Here is a 17,537-nt window from a genome sequence, read left to right on the forward strand (position 1 = left end):
TATGCAATATCGTGTGCTTTATATTTAGCATACTGTAGTTCATAAAAATTGCATTGTCTTTTTAATAAATACACAATTATTAATTTAAACCTTTTGTTTTATGCGGAAATTAGCATTATTTCTGTCACTGGTTCTATTTATAGGACTAGAGACTTTGACAGCCCAAACAAAAGCTGTTTCAGGAAAAGTGGTCGATAATTTTGGTGAATCGATTCCTGGAGTATCTATTGTCGTGAAGGGCACAACAATCGGGACTATTTCCCGTCCGGACGGTACATATACATTAAATGTACCAGAAGATGCAGCAGCCATCGTGTTTACTTTCGTTGGCATGAAAATGCAGGAAGTTCCTTTTACAGGACAATCTACTATTAATGTAACCATGGAATTGGATACCGAGGATATCGATGAGGTAGTAGTCACAGCTTTGGGAATTAAAAGAAGCCAAAAATCAATTGGTTATGCATCCACTTCGGTAGATTCGGAGGAATTAACCAAAACCAGAAGTTCAAGTATTATGGAAGGTATTGCCGGTAAAGTAGCCGGTGTGCAGATTACATCCAGTTCAAGTGATCCGGGAGCTTCTAATTCAGTTATCATTAGGGGTATTTCCTCTTTAGGGGGAAGTAACCAACCATTATATGTTATTAACGGTGTTCCAATGACCAATAACTCGAGTTCTAGTTCTTCGCTGGATGGAGGTTACGACTTTGGTAACGCAGCTAACTTGGTTAACCCTGATGATGTGGATGAAGTAACCATTCTGAAGGGTGCAGCGGCAACGGCATTGTATGGTTCGCGTGCAGCAAACGGTGTAATCATTATTACTACCAAATCAGGTGAAGGTAAAACGCAGGTAACGTTTAACTCATCCGTTGAATATTCAGATATACTAAGGTTACCGGAATTTCAGAACGATTTTGGTATGGGTTGGGATGCCCACCATACTTTAAACGAAAATGGAAGTTGGGGGCCTCGTTTGGATGGTTCAGAAAGGCTTTGGGGGTCTGTTTATAACAACTCGCAAAAACTTAAAGCTTTTGAAGCACAAGAGGATAATGTGAGAGACTTTTTTGATTACGGGAAAAGGTATAACAACTCTATTACACTTTCGGGAGGTAACGAAACTACAACGTATTATTCTTCTTTATCAATGATTGATCAAGATGGATTGGTTCCTACTGACATAGATTCATATAGAAAGTATACTGCAGCTTTTAACGGTTCGCACAAAATGGGTAGGCTAACCATTTCTTCTAATATCAATTACTCACAGCAAGATAATAATTTTGCTCAAACAGGTCAGGGGCTTACCATTATTAACTCATTGTATCAAACGCCGAGGGATATAAGTATTATTGGTCTTGCGGATTACGAAAACGACCCGTTTAACTCTGTAGACTATTACTACACGCCATATGGAATTACAAATCCGTATTACCTGATTAATGAAATGGAGGCCAGTTTTGAACAGAAAAAGGTATTTGGTAAAATGCAGTTTGACGTTGAATTAACAGATGATATAAATTTATTATATCGTTTTGGTCTGGACGTATCTGATAACGTTACAAAGATAGGTACACCTGAGGTTCAGGCAGCTGAAGGTACTCCAAATGCAGGTTCTTCAACAAACCAAGAAGGTACCGTAAACAAGGGTATGCAAAGAAGACATCAGTACAACCATGATTTCTTGGCTACTTATAGTAAACAATTCGAAGATTTAACGCTAGATTTTACTGGAGGTTTAAACATCAACGAAAGAAATTACAGTTCTGTTTCTGCAAGTGTAACAGGTTTAGATATTCCTGGATTCTACGATTTAAGTAACTCTTCGTCCACTCCGGTTGTAGATGAATACTATTATAAAAGAAGGATTGTAGGTCTTTTAGGAAACTTAGAACTGGGATACCGAAATATGTTATTCTTGTCTTTGTCGGCAAGAAATGACTGGTCTTCTACATTGCCTGAAGATAATAATAGTTTCTTCTATCCTGGCGCAACTATTAGTTTCTTGTTTAACGAGATTCTTCCTGATAATTTTAAGTCTGCAATAAGTTATGGTAAAGTGAGAATGGCTTATGGACAAACAGGTAACGATGCAGATCCATATGTATTGGATCCATACTTTAATGCAAGTAGCATTTATAATCCTTTTAGAAATTTGAATTTTCCGTTAGCCGGGCAGAATGCTTTTGAAGTAGGTAATGCCCTAGGTAATCAAGCTTTGGCACCGGAATTATCAACTGAATTTGAGTTCGGTTTGGAAATGAAGTTTTTCAACAACAGATTTGGTTTTGATGTGGCTTACTATGACAAAACTTCAGAGGATCAAATTTATAGTTTAGGTTTAGCTCCTTCTACCGGATATACAAGCCAGACAACTAATTTAGGAGAAATCTCCAATAAGGGTATTGAATTATTGGTTGAAGGTACCCCTGTCGAAACAAAAGATTTCTCATGGTATCTTGCCGTGAATTACTCGAAAAATGAGAATGAACTAGTTAGCCTGCCCGACGAATTGGGTAAGAAAATTAGTATCGGAGGACTATCTACGGTTGGATTTGTTGCACAGGTTGGATCTCCAATTGGTTTATATGATGTAACAGTTCCTAAGTATAATGATGAAGGACAAATTATTGTAAATTCAGGCACAGGTAGACCGATCGCAGCCGACGAGAAGAAGGTTATTGAAGGAGCGGATTACGATTTTACGATGGGTATTACTAATACTTTTAGCTATAAGAACGTAAGCCTATCTATGGATTTAGATATTCGTGAAGGAGGTTTAATGTATTCGCGTACCGCAGATATTAACTACTTTACAGGTAATGCAATACAAACTACATACAATGACCGTCATACATTTATTGTTCCAAATTCGGTAAACGAGATTGACAATGGTGATGGAACATACTCTTATGTTGAAAATACGACACCTATTTCAAAGGAAGATATGGATGACTATTTTGCAGATGGTGCGGATAAGCTTGATGAAACGTGGTTGGTTGACAGATCATTTGTGAAGTTAAAAAGAGTAGCTTTAACATACGATATGCCTAAAAAATGGTTTGAGACTTTACCTATTACCGGGGCCACACTAACTGCTTACGGTAATAATTTGTTACTGTATACTCCTAAGGAAAACACTTTCATAGATCCAGAAACAACAACTTTTGGTAATGATTTAGTTGGTAAGTTTGGTGAGTTTACTGCGAATCCAACAACACGCAGTTGGGGTTTTAACTTGAAGTTGAACTTTTAAAAAAGGTAAATGATGAAGAAATTAATAATATTATTTTTAATTGGAGGAATCATTTCAAGCTGTTCAGATTATCTGGACGTAAATGATGATCCAAATGTTCCAACAGAAGTTACTACGGAATTAGTGCTTCCGGCTGCAGAGGCTTCGATTGCTGTACAAGTTGGAGGAATGCTATTTAATACAGGTGGTTTTTATGCACAATATTGGTCACAAGCTCCCGAAGCTAACCAATATAACGACTTGGATAAATTTAACTTAAAAACTGATTTTTTAGATAACGTTTATACCGAGTTGTATGCCGGAGCTTTAAATGATTTGGAGTATATCAGGACGACAGCTATGGCTCAGGATGACCCTGGCAATTACTTGGCTGCTACTGTCCTTCGGGCTTATACGTTGCAATTGTTGGTAGATTTGATTGATATGACTCCTTATTCAGAGGCATTAAATGGTACAGATATTTTAAGTCCTAATTTTGAAGAAGGTAAAATCGTGTACGATGGAATCGTAGAAGAATTGGATGCTGCTTTGGCAGATGTAACAAATTCATCTACAGTCGCTTCTACGGATATGTTGTTTGGAGGGAATATAAAGGAATGGATTGGTTTTGCAAATGCCATGAAATTGAAAATATTTATGCGTCAAAGTGAAACCTCTGATAATCATTCGGCTGACATACAGGCCTTGTTAGCTGCGAATAGTTTTATGACAAAGGATGTTCAATTTGCTTCTTATTCTGATGAGCAAAATAAACGTAACTCTTGGTATGATACGGAAGTGGATAGATTAGGTGGAATAAACCATGTAGGTACTATTAATATTATATCATATATGTTATCGAATAATGATCCGCGTATTGGTAAAATATGGAATAAAGCTACAGGTTCTGACATCTATAATGGGAATGTTCCTGCAGGAAAGACTGTCCTTGGAATTAAGAATGAAGATTTTAGTTTTCCTATTATGACGGCTACTACACCTACATACTTGTATAGTTTGGCTGAGTTATATCTATTTGTAGCTGAAGCAGAATTAAGATATAATAGCGATGCAGCAGCAGCTGAGGTAGCGTATAAGGCTGCTATTGATGCAAGTTTAGCTTTACATGGGATTACAACTCCTGGTTCAGATTTATACGGTGCAGGTAAACCGTACGAATTCGATGGTACTCGAAAACAAATAGCCATGCAAAAATGGGCGTGCTTAGCTATGGTTAATCATATAGAGTCTTGGTTTGAAACTAAGAGAACCGAGTATCCTGTTATTTCAGCTTTATCAGCAGCAGAAGTGGATGCAGCACCAACATCATATACACCAGGTGAAAGAATCTTTCCTTACGAGAATAATTTAGGTGAGAACGTATGGTTAACGAGATTCTTTTATCCAGATGTAGCCATTACGAGAAATCAAAATGCGCCTACGCAAGCTAAATTAACAGATAAAGTTTGGTGGGATCAAAATTAATCCAGAAAAATTATAGATATGAAAAAGATATTATTTTGTTTATTTTCATTGGCCTTGGTTTTTCAGGGTTGTGAAAAAGATACAAGTACAGAAGATATGTCTCGTATTACAAATTACGTTACATTCGGCTTTACTGATGCAAACGATAAGGATCAATTCGGGAATGATATGGTTATTATCGAAAAAGGCACTGCATATGATATAACGCAGAATTATACGGCTTTCGAAGGAGAGACCGATAAATCGGGAGAAACTGAAATAACAGGTTCTATAGATACAGATGCTTCCGGATACTACCCGATAAATTATTCAGCGGTTAATGCGGATGGTTATTCAGCTTCTTCTACGAAATCAATTATTGTTTCTGATCCTTCTATTGCAACAGATATAAGTGGTGATTATTCTGCTACCGTATATCGCACACCGACTGGTAACACCTACAATGAAGGTTTTGATGCAAGTATTTCTAAGGTTACTGATGGTGTTTTTTATGTAGATAGAATGTTAGGCTCGTACTATTACGATGGTTTTGGATACAAAGATTTCGGTTCTTATTTTGTACATGGGTTCGTAGCATTAAAAGCTGATAATACAATAACATCAGGGAGTAGTGCAAGTTATAGTCCAGGATGGAGAGATACTTTATCCGGTTTCAAAGATGGTGTTTATGATCCAGCAACTGGGATTGTTACCTTTACTTCGCTTTATGCTGGAGGAAGAGAGTTTCATGTTACATTTACTCCGAAAGAGTAGAATAATTAAAAGAAATTGATTATGAAAAATTATATAAAGATATTTGGTACATTAATGATATTTGCTGTATCATTTACTGCTTGCCAGGAAGATTTTGAACCTGGAGATGCCGGTGCTAAAACCTTATCAGGTGACTGGGTGGTAAATTACTATCTAGAAGATGACAATGGAGACTTAGTAAATAGTTATGGCCCATATACAGTTCAGGTCTATAATACTTCTATGGATGAGGATAAAATATGGATTGAAAACATTTGGAATGATGGTATTAAAGTGAAAATAGACAAGGACTCGGAGACAACATTCAGCGTTACAGATGGAGCAGATGTTGCTGGACACTTTGATGGGACTATTGATATATCGGAAGCAATGGTAATAGGTAATGATAGTATAATCTACCATGTTGTTATGACAAATACAGACGGATCTAACGAAGACGATTACTATGCAGCAGGTACTAGGTATACAGGTTGGTAGATAGATCAGTACTAATAATTTTATTAAACCCAAAACAACTAAGCTGTGGTGGGACACATAGATTAAAGGTTTAGTTGTGTGAGTGGGGGCAGATCCGTCGGGTCTGCCCTTTGCAATGAAAACTCCGGGTATGGCTTTATGTCGTGCCCGGAGTTTTTTGTTTATATGGGTTAGACCCTATCCTAAATCTTATAAAAAGCTTCATTTTTTATCTATATTTAAAAGAAAAGGATTAATGGTAAGTTGCATAACTACAGTGCTGTACGATAAATAATGTTTATATTTTTTGCGAAATGATATAAATTCCTTGAAATTGCAATCAGTTTAAATAAATATAAAACTGTATGTTATACCATTTTAATAATGAAGCTCGGTATAATGCCGATGCCTGTCCCGATCTTCACGTTGGGATATTAATGAATCGTGCTAAGAAGCGTGGTGAACTTAGCACTAAACTCATTAAACAATCGGTATTACAAAAAATAACCTGGGGATTTGTTTTGCTCTCCATTTTAGTTTTAAGCGGTTGCCAATGCCCACACGAAGGAAGGCATGTTGAAAACGTGGAACTAACCCCATATGGTTTACTTGTGGAAACAAATGAAAGCGATATTCTTCTTAAACCGCTCTCTGAGCATTCCATAGAAGTGGAATATTTAATCGAAGGACACAAGAATCCCGCATCATATGCCTTAATTGATTATGACGAAGGAAATATCAATACAAATTTCGAAGAGGATAGGAAACAGGTTATGTTTTCAACAGAGGGCATTACCATAAAAATCCAAAAATGTCCTTTAAAATTATCCTACTTTCAAAAGGATAAGCTGCTTTTTTCTGAAGAGAAAGGATTGGTATTTAACGATTCTATAAAAGGATTTAGAATAAAGCTTCAGCCCGGGGAAAAACTGATGGGTGGAGGAGAACGTGTGTTGGGTATGAACCGCAGAGGCAACAGGCTTCGCTTGTATAACCAGGCCAGCTATGGCTATGGCACACATGCCGAACTAATGTACTACTCCTTGCCCATTGTTATTTCTTCGAATAAATACATGCTGCTGTTCGATAACACTGCAGATGGATATTTGGATTTGGGTAAGACGGAAGAAAGTATCCTTCAGTTTGAAACAGTAGGTGGCAGGATGAGTTATGTGCTTACAGCTTCAGACGATTGGCAAGAGCTGACAGAAAACTATACAGAAGTAACAGGGCGTCAACCTATGCCACCTCGGTGGGCTTTGGGTAATATAAGCTCCCGTATGGGGTATCGAAATCAGAAGCAAGTAGAACAAGTGGTTGAAGAGTACCTTAAGCAAGATTTCCCTTTGGATGGAATTGTGTTGGATTTGTATTGGTTTGGTCCCGACCTGAAAGGCCACATGGGAAATTTGGAGTGGGATAAGAAAGCTTTTCCTGAGCCTGAAAAAATGTTAAAAAAAATCAAGGATAAGGGGGTAAAAACAGTTCTGATAACCGAACCGTTTATTCTTAAGGAAAGTGGGAAATACCAGGAATGTGCTGAACAGAATCTTCTTGGAACGGATTCCTTGGGGCAGCCATATATTTACGATTTCTATTTTGGAACCACGGCTTTGCTCGACATCTTTAAGCCTGAAACAAAAAAGTGGTTTTGGCATATTTATAAAAAACACACCGTAAGTGGCGTTGATGGCTGGTGGGGCGATTTAGGTGAGCCTGAAGTTCACCCAGATAGCTTGCTGCATGTTAATGGTCCTGCTAACGAGGTGCATAACGCCTATGGACATGAGTGGGCTAAAACAGTTTATGATGGATTTAGCAAGGATTTTCCGGATAGGCGTCCTGTGATATTGATGCGTGCCGGTTATGCGGGCTCGCAACGTTACGGGATGATTCCATGGTCGGGGGATGTTAGCCGATCGTGGGAAGGTTTGCAACCTCAGGTTGAGGTTTCTTTGCAAATGGGAATGCAGGGATTGGCATATATGCACTCCGATTTGGGAGGCTTTGCAGGCGATTACGAAGATGCGGAACTATATACCCGTTGGTTGCAATATGGCGTTTTTCAGCCGGTGTACAGAACCCACGCCCAGGAAGATGTCCCACCAGAACCGATCTTTTGGGATAAGCAAACTAAAAATATCACCCGTAGGTATATAAAATTGCGTTATGCATTAACTCCCTATTTATATACCATGGCCTACCAAAACAGTACTCAAGGTACGCCTCTTATGCGACCATTGTTTTATTTGGGTGACAACACCGATAGGATTGAAGAAAAGAATTCCTATTTGTGGGGAGAAAACTTTTTGGTTGCTCCGGTCACCCAAAAAGGAGTAACGGAATGGAATGTTAATTTCCCATCTGGAAGCAATTGGTACAATTTCTTCACGGGAAAAAAGTATGAAGGTGGCAAAAGAAAGACAGTGCCAGTGAATATAAAGGATATTCCTGTGTTTGTTAAAGGAGGTTCGTTTATTCCCATGGTTCCCGAGTTTAAGAATATGGAAGAATACCATACGGACAAATTGATTCTTCATTATTATTATGATTCAAGTTTGATGCAGTCAGCAGGTTTTATGTACGAGGATGACGGAAAAACAAATAACAGTTGGAAGAACCATCAATTTGAGAAACTGCATTTTAAATCGGAAAATACAAAAGGAGGTGTGGCTGTAACCATTACAAGAGAGGCATACGATTATAAAGAAAAACCTGAAAGCAGGGATATTTCATTGGTTGTTCATAATGTTGAAGCAGAACCTAAGAGTTTACTGGTTAATAATCAAATAAAGAATTTTTCATGGGATGCGGAAATCAAGGAATTAATTGCTGATTTTAATATGGTGAGTGATAAGGTTGAAATTGAAATTAAGTAAGTAATGTCAATCAAGAGCTAGAAAAAGTGTTCAACCCATTCATGGTAGTGATTCACAGTGGCTTTGTTACCTGGGTTTCACCCAGGGTTATTCAAGGTAAAACCACTCCGTGGTTGATTTACATGAGCTTTCTTTTTTTGTAAACAAGGTAAGTTACACTAGAAATCCCGAATGGGTTAAACTATGAATAATCACGGGTAAAACCCGTGGAAACTTAAGCCTCTATATCCAGAACCCTGAAAGGGTTTAACTCTTTATTCGGATTAGTAATTAATCGTATTTTTCCGTTTTTTAACGTAAAGCCTTGTAATGATTGTTAGCTAGATTAGCCACTTTAAAAAGGTTGTGTTAAAAGATAGAAAAGAGTAACTAAAACTATTCACTTTGGTAAAATTAAAGTAATAATGAAAAAACTAATTTACATATCAATCATTGCAACATTAATCGCTGCATGTTCAACAGCTAAAAATGAACAAAAACAACTAGAGCCCAGGCAGAAAAAAGCCGTGGTTTACCAGGTATTCACCCGTTTGTTCGGAAACACCAACACCAACAACAAGCCCTGGGGAACCATTGAGCAAAATGGTGTGGGAAAATTCAACGATTTTACGGATAAGGCATTGGGCGAAATTAAGAAGTTGGGTGTAACCCATATCTGGTACACTGGTGTTCCGCACCATGCAACCATTACCGATTACACGGATTACGGAATTTCCAATGACGATCCGGATGTGGTGAAAGGTCGGGCAGGTTCGCCTTATGCCGTAAAGGATTATTACCAGGTAGACCCGGATATGGCTGTTGACCCGTCCAACCGCATGGAAGAATTTGAGGCTTTGATTGAGCGCACCCACAAACAAGGCATGAAGGTGATTATAGATATTGTGCCCAACCACGTGGCCCGTCACTATGAAAGTCTAAATAATCCTGACGGCATAAAAGACTTTGGAGCGGAGGATAATACATCTGTTGAATACGCCCAAAAAAACAATTTCTACTACATTCCCAACGAATCGTTTAAGGTACCCGAAGCTATGGAGGGTTATAAGCCGCTTGGAGGGGAAAAGCATGCTTTGGCTGACGGAAAATTCGCAGAATACCCGGCCAAATGGACAGGTAACGGTTCCCGACTCGCACAACCCGGCCATTACGATTGGTACGAAACGGTAAAGGTGAACTACGGGGTAAGGCCTGATGGAACCTTTGATTTTGATGTCTTACCCGATAATTATGAGACAAAAGATTACCGGGAACATTATACGTTTTGGCAAGGTAAAGAACTGCCTGATTCCTGGATCAAGTTTAGAGACATTGCGTTCTTCTGGTTAGATAAAGGAGTGGATGGCTTCCGGTACGACATGGCAGAGATGGTTCCCGTTGAGTTTTGGAGTTTTATGAATTCGTCTGTTAAAATGAAAAATACCGATGCTTTCTTGTTGGCAGAGGTTTATCAACCTGGACTATATAGAGACTATATTTTGAAAGGTAAGATGGATTACCTGTACGACAAAGTAGATTTATACGATACCCTAAAGCACATTATGCAGGGGCATGGTTCTACGGATCATATTGCACCAATCCAACATAAGTTGGTTGATATTGAACATCATATGCTTCACTTTTTAGAGAACCATGACGAACAACGTATCGCTTCCCCTGAATTTGCAGGAGATGCCCGCAAAGGAATGCCTGCCATGGTGGTTTCGGCTACACTAAGCACGTCGCCAACCATGCTGTATTTCGGGCAAGAAGTGGGAGAGCCAGGAGCCGAGGATGCAGGTTTTGGATCACATTCCCGCACTTCTATTTTCGATTATATTGGCGTGCCACATCACCAGCGCTGGATGAACAACGGAAAATTCGATGGCGGTCAGTTAAGTGAAGACGAAAAAGAATTGCGTGATTTCTATAAAAGACTAATGACTTTTACAGCCCAAAGTGATGCTTTAATGGGAGACTATGCGGATATTCATGCATATAACAGAAATGAAACCAAAGGATATACCAACAAAGTTTATTCCTGTGTTCGTTGGAGAGAAGATGAAAAGCTTATCATCGTATCTAATTTTAATACTAAAGAAGGCTACGAATTTGAATTAAAATTACCCGTAGAACTGGTAAGAAAGATGGATTTGAAGGATGGAGAGTATGCTGCAATTGATCAATTGTATCAAATAGAAAAAACAACATTAACAATAAATGGAGGAATTGGGGTTTTGAAGGTAAAGATAGCTCCGTTGCAATCGTTTATTTTTAAATGGAGTTAGTTTCAGAGGTAAAACAATTCGGGGCGCGACTGTCAGTCACACCCCGAGTTTAATGCATAAGAACCAATGACTATTAAACTAATCTAGCTACATCCACCTTTAACACGGGTCGCTTTTTTCTGCACAGGTTTGTCCAGGTTGGCCACGGCCTCTCCAATTTCCTTCATCTTAACTCCAGCCTCTTTTCTAAAGGTAAATATTTCCACATCTGACTTGGAACTGCTTTCGCTAACATCAGCAAGCTGAAAGTATTGTTTGTTAAATTCGTCCGCTGTTAGATTCAGTGCAAAATTATCCGATTTACCAAAATATTTGGATACCATGCAGGCACGTTGCGATTGGTAAATATCGGCCCCATAAAAAACATTGGTTTTAATGTTCTGTATGACAATATCCAGGTTTTCAAGGTTGGGCATTTCATCCAATGGAATATTGATTGCTGTTGGTATATGAAAGGCTTTAAATTCTTCTGGTGTACGCACGTCAATCACATTATATTTGTAATATTGATTCGTCAGTTCATAGGCCAATTTATCGGCATCCATCATTTTAGGGTTGCACTCACCTGCGGCAATTTTTTCATCAATACGCGTGTTCATTACCTCGGTTCTGTTGGGCGTAATTATCACCGTTAGAACAATCAGAAAAGGTGTTGCCACGATGATAGAATTTTTAATGATAGCTGGTTTAAACCATTTGGTTTCTTTGCCATTAATTCTATTCTCGATCATTTGAGTGATGACAAAGGCAAAAGCTGCAATTAATATCATAATTACACCAAATACCTCACGGGTAAGGCCAAACTGCTCAAACATTAAAACAGGCCCCCAGTCTTCGGCTATATATAAATCTTTCCATAGCGGGAATCCTTCGCCAAAAATAAAAATACCAATGGTTCCACCCAGCAAGAAAGCCCATCCGTCCACCCGGCCCGTGGCAGCAGCACAAGCACTTGTGCCCGGGCAAAAACCACCAATGATAAATCCTAGCCCCATAATTCCTCCGCCAACTAATGCAGAATAAAGGAAGGTAGGGTTGATATAGATAATACTAACATCAAGAAGGTTAAGGTGGTTTAAAACAATGATACCCACCATGGCAGTGATACCTGCCGTAAAGAACACTCTGAGGACTGTAAAATCGTATCCGTAAAACAAGCCCACCAATTTTTTTGTGGAAGCAAAACCAGCTTGCTCCAACGCAAATCCAAACCCGATTCCAATAACCAGGGCAATAATATAATTAAACTCACCACTTATAATATCTGGTACTAACGGTCCCATAACTATTGTTTTTTAATCCATAAACCTCTAAAAAAATACGCTGTCATATAGGCCATCCCAAAAATGGCCAACATAGTAATGATACCGCCAAACGACATGACGGCCATTCCACTAAGGGCAGAGCCAGATGTGCAACCACGTCCTAATTGGCTACCAAAACCAAACAAAGCACCACCTGCAATTGCGGCTATTATTCGGGTTCTGTTTTTAACCCCATGTCCTTTCTCTAATTTAAGAGATACTCTATTGGCAGCTACAGCTGAAATAAAAGCGCCTATTAAAACGCCCAATACTTCAAAAACCAACCACGATTTCATAGGGCCTTCGGGGTGAGATTCATTATAATCGGCATAGTACGCGGTGTTATCGGCATGCTCGGGGGCAACGCTGTTTACCGTTTGCATCACCACGCTCTTAAAGGCTCCACTGGCCCCAAGTCCACGACCAGTAATGTAAATAGCCGCTAAGAGGACAAATCCTAGAAAGAATCCGGCCAAATACGGATTCATATATTTTTTTGGTGCTTCACTCATTTTCTTCGGTTTTAGACGATTTTAGTTTTACGTTTGCTAATTCATCATTCGCTGCGGCCGTGCCGGCGTCTTCAAGGTCTTCATAACCCGTGATCATTGCTTTAATGTTGGCAGTCACGGTATGGCCTGTAGTGGTCATGTACACGTGTACTACAACAAAAGCCATTAAAAGGAACGCTCCCAAAGTGTGGATAACAGCGATCCATTCCAATGGGATATTTAGAGCCACAACTATGTCGTTTACATCAAACGATTTATAATACATATATAACAGTCCGGATAGTATGACCATAGGTGCCATCACCAATTTAAAACCAAGGTATACCACGGCCTGCAGTGGATTCAGCTTTTTGCGGGCCGATTTGATGGTGGGGTGTGGCTCGCCTCTAAACATGCCCACTGTGTAATAGCGAATCTGTGCTTGCAGCTTCGAAAAGGTTGGAATATACTGCTTCCATTCCCCTGTAGTAAAATGCCAGAAGATACTAAAGACGATAAGTCCCAGTAACAGGTACGATGAGGTACGGTGGAACAAGACGGCCTTTTCAAACCCGAACAACTGAAACGAATCATGTATCTCAAAACCTGTTAAGGCCAGGAAAAATATCAAGGCAGCCTGGCTCCAGTGCCAGAACCTTTCAAATGTTTTATATATATATACTTTAGCCATATCGGTTATTTTAAAATCTTAAAACTCTGTCTAATTTTCAATATTTATCTCCTCTGCTTCCATTTCGTTTTTTCTAAACGAATTAATCAATCGGGCCAAGGCATGAAACGATACCCCAATCAGCGATCCCCAGAATAACAGGTTACCGATCAAATCGATCCATCTGTTCCGATCCCGTCCCGGCATATAAAAACCGTTCAGTGAAGCCAGACGCCCATTGTGGCTTGTGTGACAATCGACGCAAGCCAGGGCTTGATCTTTAGGCGCAACCATGTGATTAATGGGCCAGTACATTTCGGTTTCTACAAAATCGTATTTTCCGCTATAGGGTAATCCCATGCGTTTCATTCCTGCTTCGGCAGCAAGGTTCCAGTCAAAGTCCACCCAAAAGGCACTATCTCCCTTAGCTGGAGAATAAAGCTTGGGTTGAATCAGCATATGGGTTTCCGGATCGTATATCTGGTCTCCTTTGTGCACTTTAACAGGATATATCTTGGAATGAATATCATTTACTGATCCTAACAATCGGTTTACCTGAACAGGTATCGTATCTATCTTGTCTCCAATTACGTAATGCTGTGCATGGCCATTAAACCAGAAGTAATCTGGTTCTACGTTATTTCCCCATTCGAACTCGCCTTTAATGGAAAGATAAGTATGGTTTCCTAAGGAATCTTCTTCGTGATAGGGTTGTCCATCTTTCATTTTGCCGGATTCGGACCAGCGCCAGGCCATTTTTGTTGAGTTTACTTTTGCATAAGTCGGTATATGGCAAGTTTGACAAGCAATCTTGTTGCCATGACGGTTTAGCATATCGTCCAGGTGGGGACGGGATGTGTGGCACTCTTCGCAGTTCATCCTGTTTACATCGGTAGAGGATACTGAGTATAGTTTTCCTTTGATGTTGTGTTTTTCATCACCATGGCAGTCAACACAGGTCATACCCATGCCATTTTGAGCCATATGTACATCCACATTCCTGTCGCAGGCCAATAAGGCTTCCTCCAGGTCGCCATGTTTAACATTGTTTCCACCACCACTATAAAAGTGACAACTGCCACAATTCACATTGTTGGGTCGCCCAACGCTTTGCGCCACCTTCGAAAGGTTAACGCTTCTGTCCGGGTAACCTGCCATAGCCGCACCTTTGAAGTATTCTTCACTGTTATCGTGACAAACCATGCAATCCACGTTTTTTGCATTACTAAAATCGAACGTGTTGCTGTTCATCCCAAATCCAATGTGACACGCGGCACAAGCTTGCTCGTTACTGTTTGAACCAATACAGAAATTGTTGATCACATTCTTTTTGCCAATCTTGGAAATGCCCTTTCCTTCTACATAAGCTACCCTTTCCCAGTTCCAGTGGCTGGAGTGGATGATTTCTTCGTGCCTTTTGTTGTGACACTGTAAACAAGCTAATGTAACATCTTGTGGTGTTTCGAATTCTTGATTGAGAATTTCAAATTGTGTATGATCCACAGAAGGCTTTTTCTTGGTGGCATACTCTTGCTTTAATTTGAATTGCGACAGGTTCAAAGGCTCTGGTTGATGCATCAAATTCACCGATACGAGCACAATTACTGTTATTACAATTACGTAGATTATAACTCTGTTCATAGACGCTTAATTTATTTCTAATGAATGGGTTTGATGAAATTAAAGAAATATTAAGTAACGATCAAATTCTAATTCTGATACGTGAGATTCATTCAAAAGTATACAATTATATAGATATATTTAATGGGATATATGTGGATTTGTGTAATTTATATTGAGTCTGTTTAAGAATAAGGGGTAAGGTGCTAGTAGTGTGGAATATTCGGATGGAGCGAAGATATGAAAATACAAAGAACAGAACGGTATGGACTTCGACGATTGTTGCAATAAGTTTAAAATATTTCTGCTTATTGAACATTTATCCAATTGAGGGGTATTAGTTATCCTAGTTATATGCAAGCGGAAAGGGTGGAGCTGAAGCTAATAATTAGGATATACAGTGGAGGGATTAGGAATTGCAACGGTTTTCAGGGCGTTGCAGTTTTTAAATTTATAAGTTTAAAACATAAACAAACATCTAATGAATACAGGAAAGGAACCTTTTTCGGAATACTTAGAATCTTTTAAAGAAACATTAAAAAACGTATTTTATCGAAGGGATAATATTGAACAATTTATACAAAAGAGGGGATTTCCGGCGTTGGTGCTAAGAGATATTATGGCGCAAAATCCATTGTCGGTTGGCGTTCCCAAAGAATATGGAGGTAGGGGCGTGGTGATGAAAGAGTGTTTGGGAATGATGGATGCAGCTTCGTACGAATCGTTGCCTCTTTCGTTGACATTTGGAATTAATATTGCCTTGTTCTTGGAACCTGTCGGAAAATATGCGGGAGAAGAGGCCAAAAAAAGTGTCTTTAACCGGTTTGTGACCCAGCAAAATATGGGTGGATTAATGATAACCGAACCTGATTATGGCAGTGATGCTTTAGGGATGCAAACATCTTGTGTTCAGAAGGGGGCCAATTATCACCTTAAAGGGACCAAGCATTGGCAGGGGTTAACCGGTTTGGCCGACTACTGGTTGATTACCTCAAGAAAGAAATTAGATTATGGCAATTTGGCCCGTGACATTGATTTTTTTATTTGTGATGTGCAGCAACCCAACCAACATATACAGGTGGAAGAATACTACAATAACCTTGGGCTTTACCCTATTCCTTATGGTAAAAACAAGATAGATGTAATTATACCGGAAAGCTATAAGTTACGTCCGGAATCTTCAGGACTTAATTTGATGATGGATCTCTTGCATCGCAGCCGTTTTCAATTCCCGGGCATGGGTATGGGTTTTATAAGAAGAATGCTAGACGACGCGATTCAACATTGCAAAGATCGGGTAGTTGGCGGAAAACCACTAATTAAGCTGGATCAGGTTCAACACCAGATCAATAAGATACAAAGTGCGTTTACGGTTTGTTCGGCCATGTGCACCCGTAGTGCAGCACATGCAGGGGTAGAAAAGAATCTGTCACCCGACGCCATCGAGGCCAATAGCATGAAGGCTTATGTGACTGACCTGATGCAGTCTTCGGCTCAAATTCTAACGCAACTTAAAGGGGCCAACGGATATAAGGCGGAAAGTGTGAGTTCCCGGGGAATTATAGACTCAAGACCATTTCAAATATTTGAAGGTTCTAATGATATGTTATATACACAAATATCAGAGTTGGTTAATAAGTTGATGATACGGAAGAAAACAACTAATTTATCTGCTTTCTTAAAAGATTATGACCTAACAAAAGGTGTGGCAGGGCATTTTAAATCGGCACTTAACTTTATTTTGGAACCTAAACTTAGTCAGCGTAAACATGTCGATTTAGGTAAGATAATCAGTAGGGTTGTATCTGCAAATCTTGTTTTAAATATGGAAAACAATGGTTTTCGAAGTGATTTGATCAATAACTGCATTGATAGCTTAAAACATGAGGTATCTATGTTAGTGAGTTCATATAAATATGAAACAAGTATTAAAACCATTGAAGATTATAAGGAGTCGGGAACCTGGTTATCGCTTGTATAGATAGATATACTTTGTATTTTACGATTAAATAAAGAGGATTTGCTTTGTGCTTATCCTCATTTGGTGTGCCGTGCATGGAATGAAAGCTTTTTACCTTACCAGAGCGGGGAGTTTTCATGGACGTATTGAAACAATAGTGTGATGAATGGTCGAAAAGGGTTTGTTGTGAGAAGCCAGCCGATGGCACAGTATTTATTGTTATGATCGGTTTAGTTTTGCTTCTAATATATAAACCCGCAATATGCATTAGAAAATCTATTACACATTGAAATTGTTTCAAAACAGGACACTCCGCTGCTTCAACGCACCATAACGATGCTCCCGAAAGTAATCCATAGCCGTTAACTTAAGGGAACCTATTGGTACAAAAACACATACGCAGACGGACTT

Annotated in this window: 11 protein-coding genes; 7 read left to right on the top strand and 4 right to left on the bottom strand. The window is 39.2% G+C overall.

Translation table 11 applies throughout. The annotated features are described in order from the left end of the window. Positions 1 to 100 precede the first annotated feature (100 nt). From ACRD64_RS19465 to ACRD64_RS19490, 6 genes are all read left to right on the top strand, one after another. Positions 101 to 3,262 (top strand): SusC/RagA family TonB-linked outer membrane protein, encoded by a 3,162-nt coding sequence (locus ACRD64_RS19465; protein ID WP_430935143.1) that lies wholly within the window; start codon positions 101 to 103, stop codon positions 3,260 to 3,262. Positions 3,263 to 3,271: 9 nt separating this feature from the next. Then, positions 3,272 to 4,726, top strand: coding sequence for a SusD/RagB family nutrient-binding outer membrane lipoprotein (locus ACRD64_RS19470; RefSeq protein WP_430935145.1), 1,455 nt, complete (start codon positions 3,272 to 3,274; stop codon positions 4,724 to 4,726). A gap of 18 nt (positions 4,727 to 4,744) precedes the next feature. After that, the gene (locus ACRD64_RS19475) at positions 4,745 to 5,479 is read left to right on the top strand and encodes a BT_2262 family domain-containing protein (protein ID WP_430935147.1); all 735 of its coding nucleotides are present in this window, start codon (positions 4,745 to 4,747) and stop codon (positions 5,477 to 5,479) included. A gap of 54 nt (positions 5,480 to 5,533) precedes the next feature. Then, positions 5,534 to 5,956: a lipid-binding protein gene (locus ACRD64_RS19480; protein WP_430935149.1), complete on the top strand. Its 423-nt coding sequence runs from the start codon at positions 5,534 to 5,536 to the stop codon at positions 5,954 to 5,956. A 344-nt stretch (positions 5,957 to 6,300) separates the two neighbouring features. After that, a complete protein-coding gene (locus ACRD64_RS19485; RefSeq protein WP_430935151.1) occupies positions 6,301 to 8,814 on the top strand; it encodes a TIM-barrel domain-containing protein in 2,514 nt (837 codons plus the stop codon). Between the two features lie 404 nt (positions 8,815 to 9,218). Next, complete coding sequence (locus tag ACRD64_RS19490; RefSeq protein ID WP_430935153.1) at positions 9,219 to 11,081, top strand: alpha-amylase family protein; 1,863 nt, start codon at positions 9,219 to 9,221, stop codon at positions 11,079 to 11,081. Positions 11,082 to 11,164: 83 nt separating this feature from the next. Here ACRD64_RS19490 and ACRD64_RS19495 read toward each other — a convergent pair whose 3' ends face one another. Genes ACRD64_RS19495 through ACRD64_RS19510 form a run of 4 tightly spaced genes read right to left on the bottom strand, consistent with a single transcriptional unit; the run spans position 11,165 to position 15,187 of the window. Then, positions 11,165 to 12,364, bottom strand: a complete 1,200-nt coding sequence (locus tag ACRD64_RS19495) for a YeeE/YedE thiosulfate transporter family protein (RefSeq protein WP_430935155.1) — start codon at positions 12,362 to 12,364, stop codon at positions 11,165 to 11,167. Between the two features lie 2 nt (positions 12,365 to 12,366). Then, complete coding sequence (locus ACRD64_RS19500) at positions 12,367 to 12,897, bottom strand: YeeE/YedE thiosulfate transporter family protein (protein WP_430935157.1); 531 nt, start codon at positions 12,895 to 12,897, stop codon at positions 12,367 to 12,369. Next, positions 12,890 to 13,567, bottom strand: coding sequence for a cytochrome b/b6 domain-containing protein (locus ACRD64_RS19505; protein ID WP_430935159.1), 678 nt, complete (start codon positions 13,565 to 13,567; stop codon positions 12,890 to 12,892). The genes ACRD64_RS19500 and ACRD64_RS19505 overlap by 8 nt, the downstream gene beginning before the upstream one ends. A 30-nt stretch (positions 13,568 to 13,597) precedes the next feature. Then, complete coding sequence (locus ACRD64_RS19510) at positions 13,598 to 15,187, bottom strand: tetrathionate reductase family octaheme c-type cytochrome (protein ID WP_430935161.1); 1,590 nt, start codon at positions 15,185 to 15,187, stop codon at positions 13,598 to 13,600. A 460-nt stretch (positions 15,188 to 15,647) separates the two neighbouring features. On the opposite strand from ACRD64_RS19510, the gene ACRD64_RS19515 reads away from it, so the two are divergent. Further along, the gene (locus ACRD64_RS19515; protein WP_430935163.1) at positions 15,648 to 17,147 is read left to right on the top strand and encodes an acyl-CoA dehydrogenase family protein; all 1,500 of its coding nucleotides are present in this window, start codon (positions 15,648 to 15,650) and stop codon (positions 17,145 to 17,147) included. The last annotated feature ends 390 nt before the right edge of the window (positions 17,148 to 17,537 follow it).

The organism is Saccharicrinis sp. 156 (assembly GCF_050589685.1).
In the GTDB taxonomy this organism is placed as follows: domain Bacteria; phylum Bacteroidota; class Bacteroidia; order Bacteroidales; family Marinilabiliaceae; genus Saccharicrinis.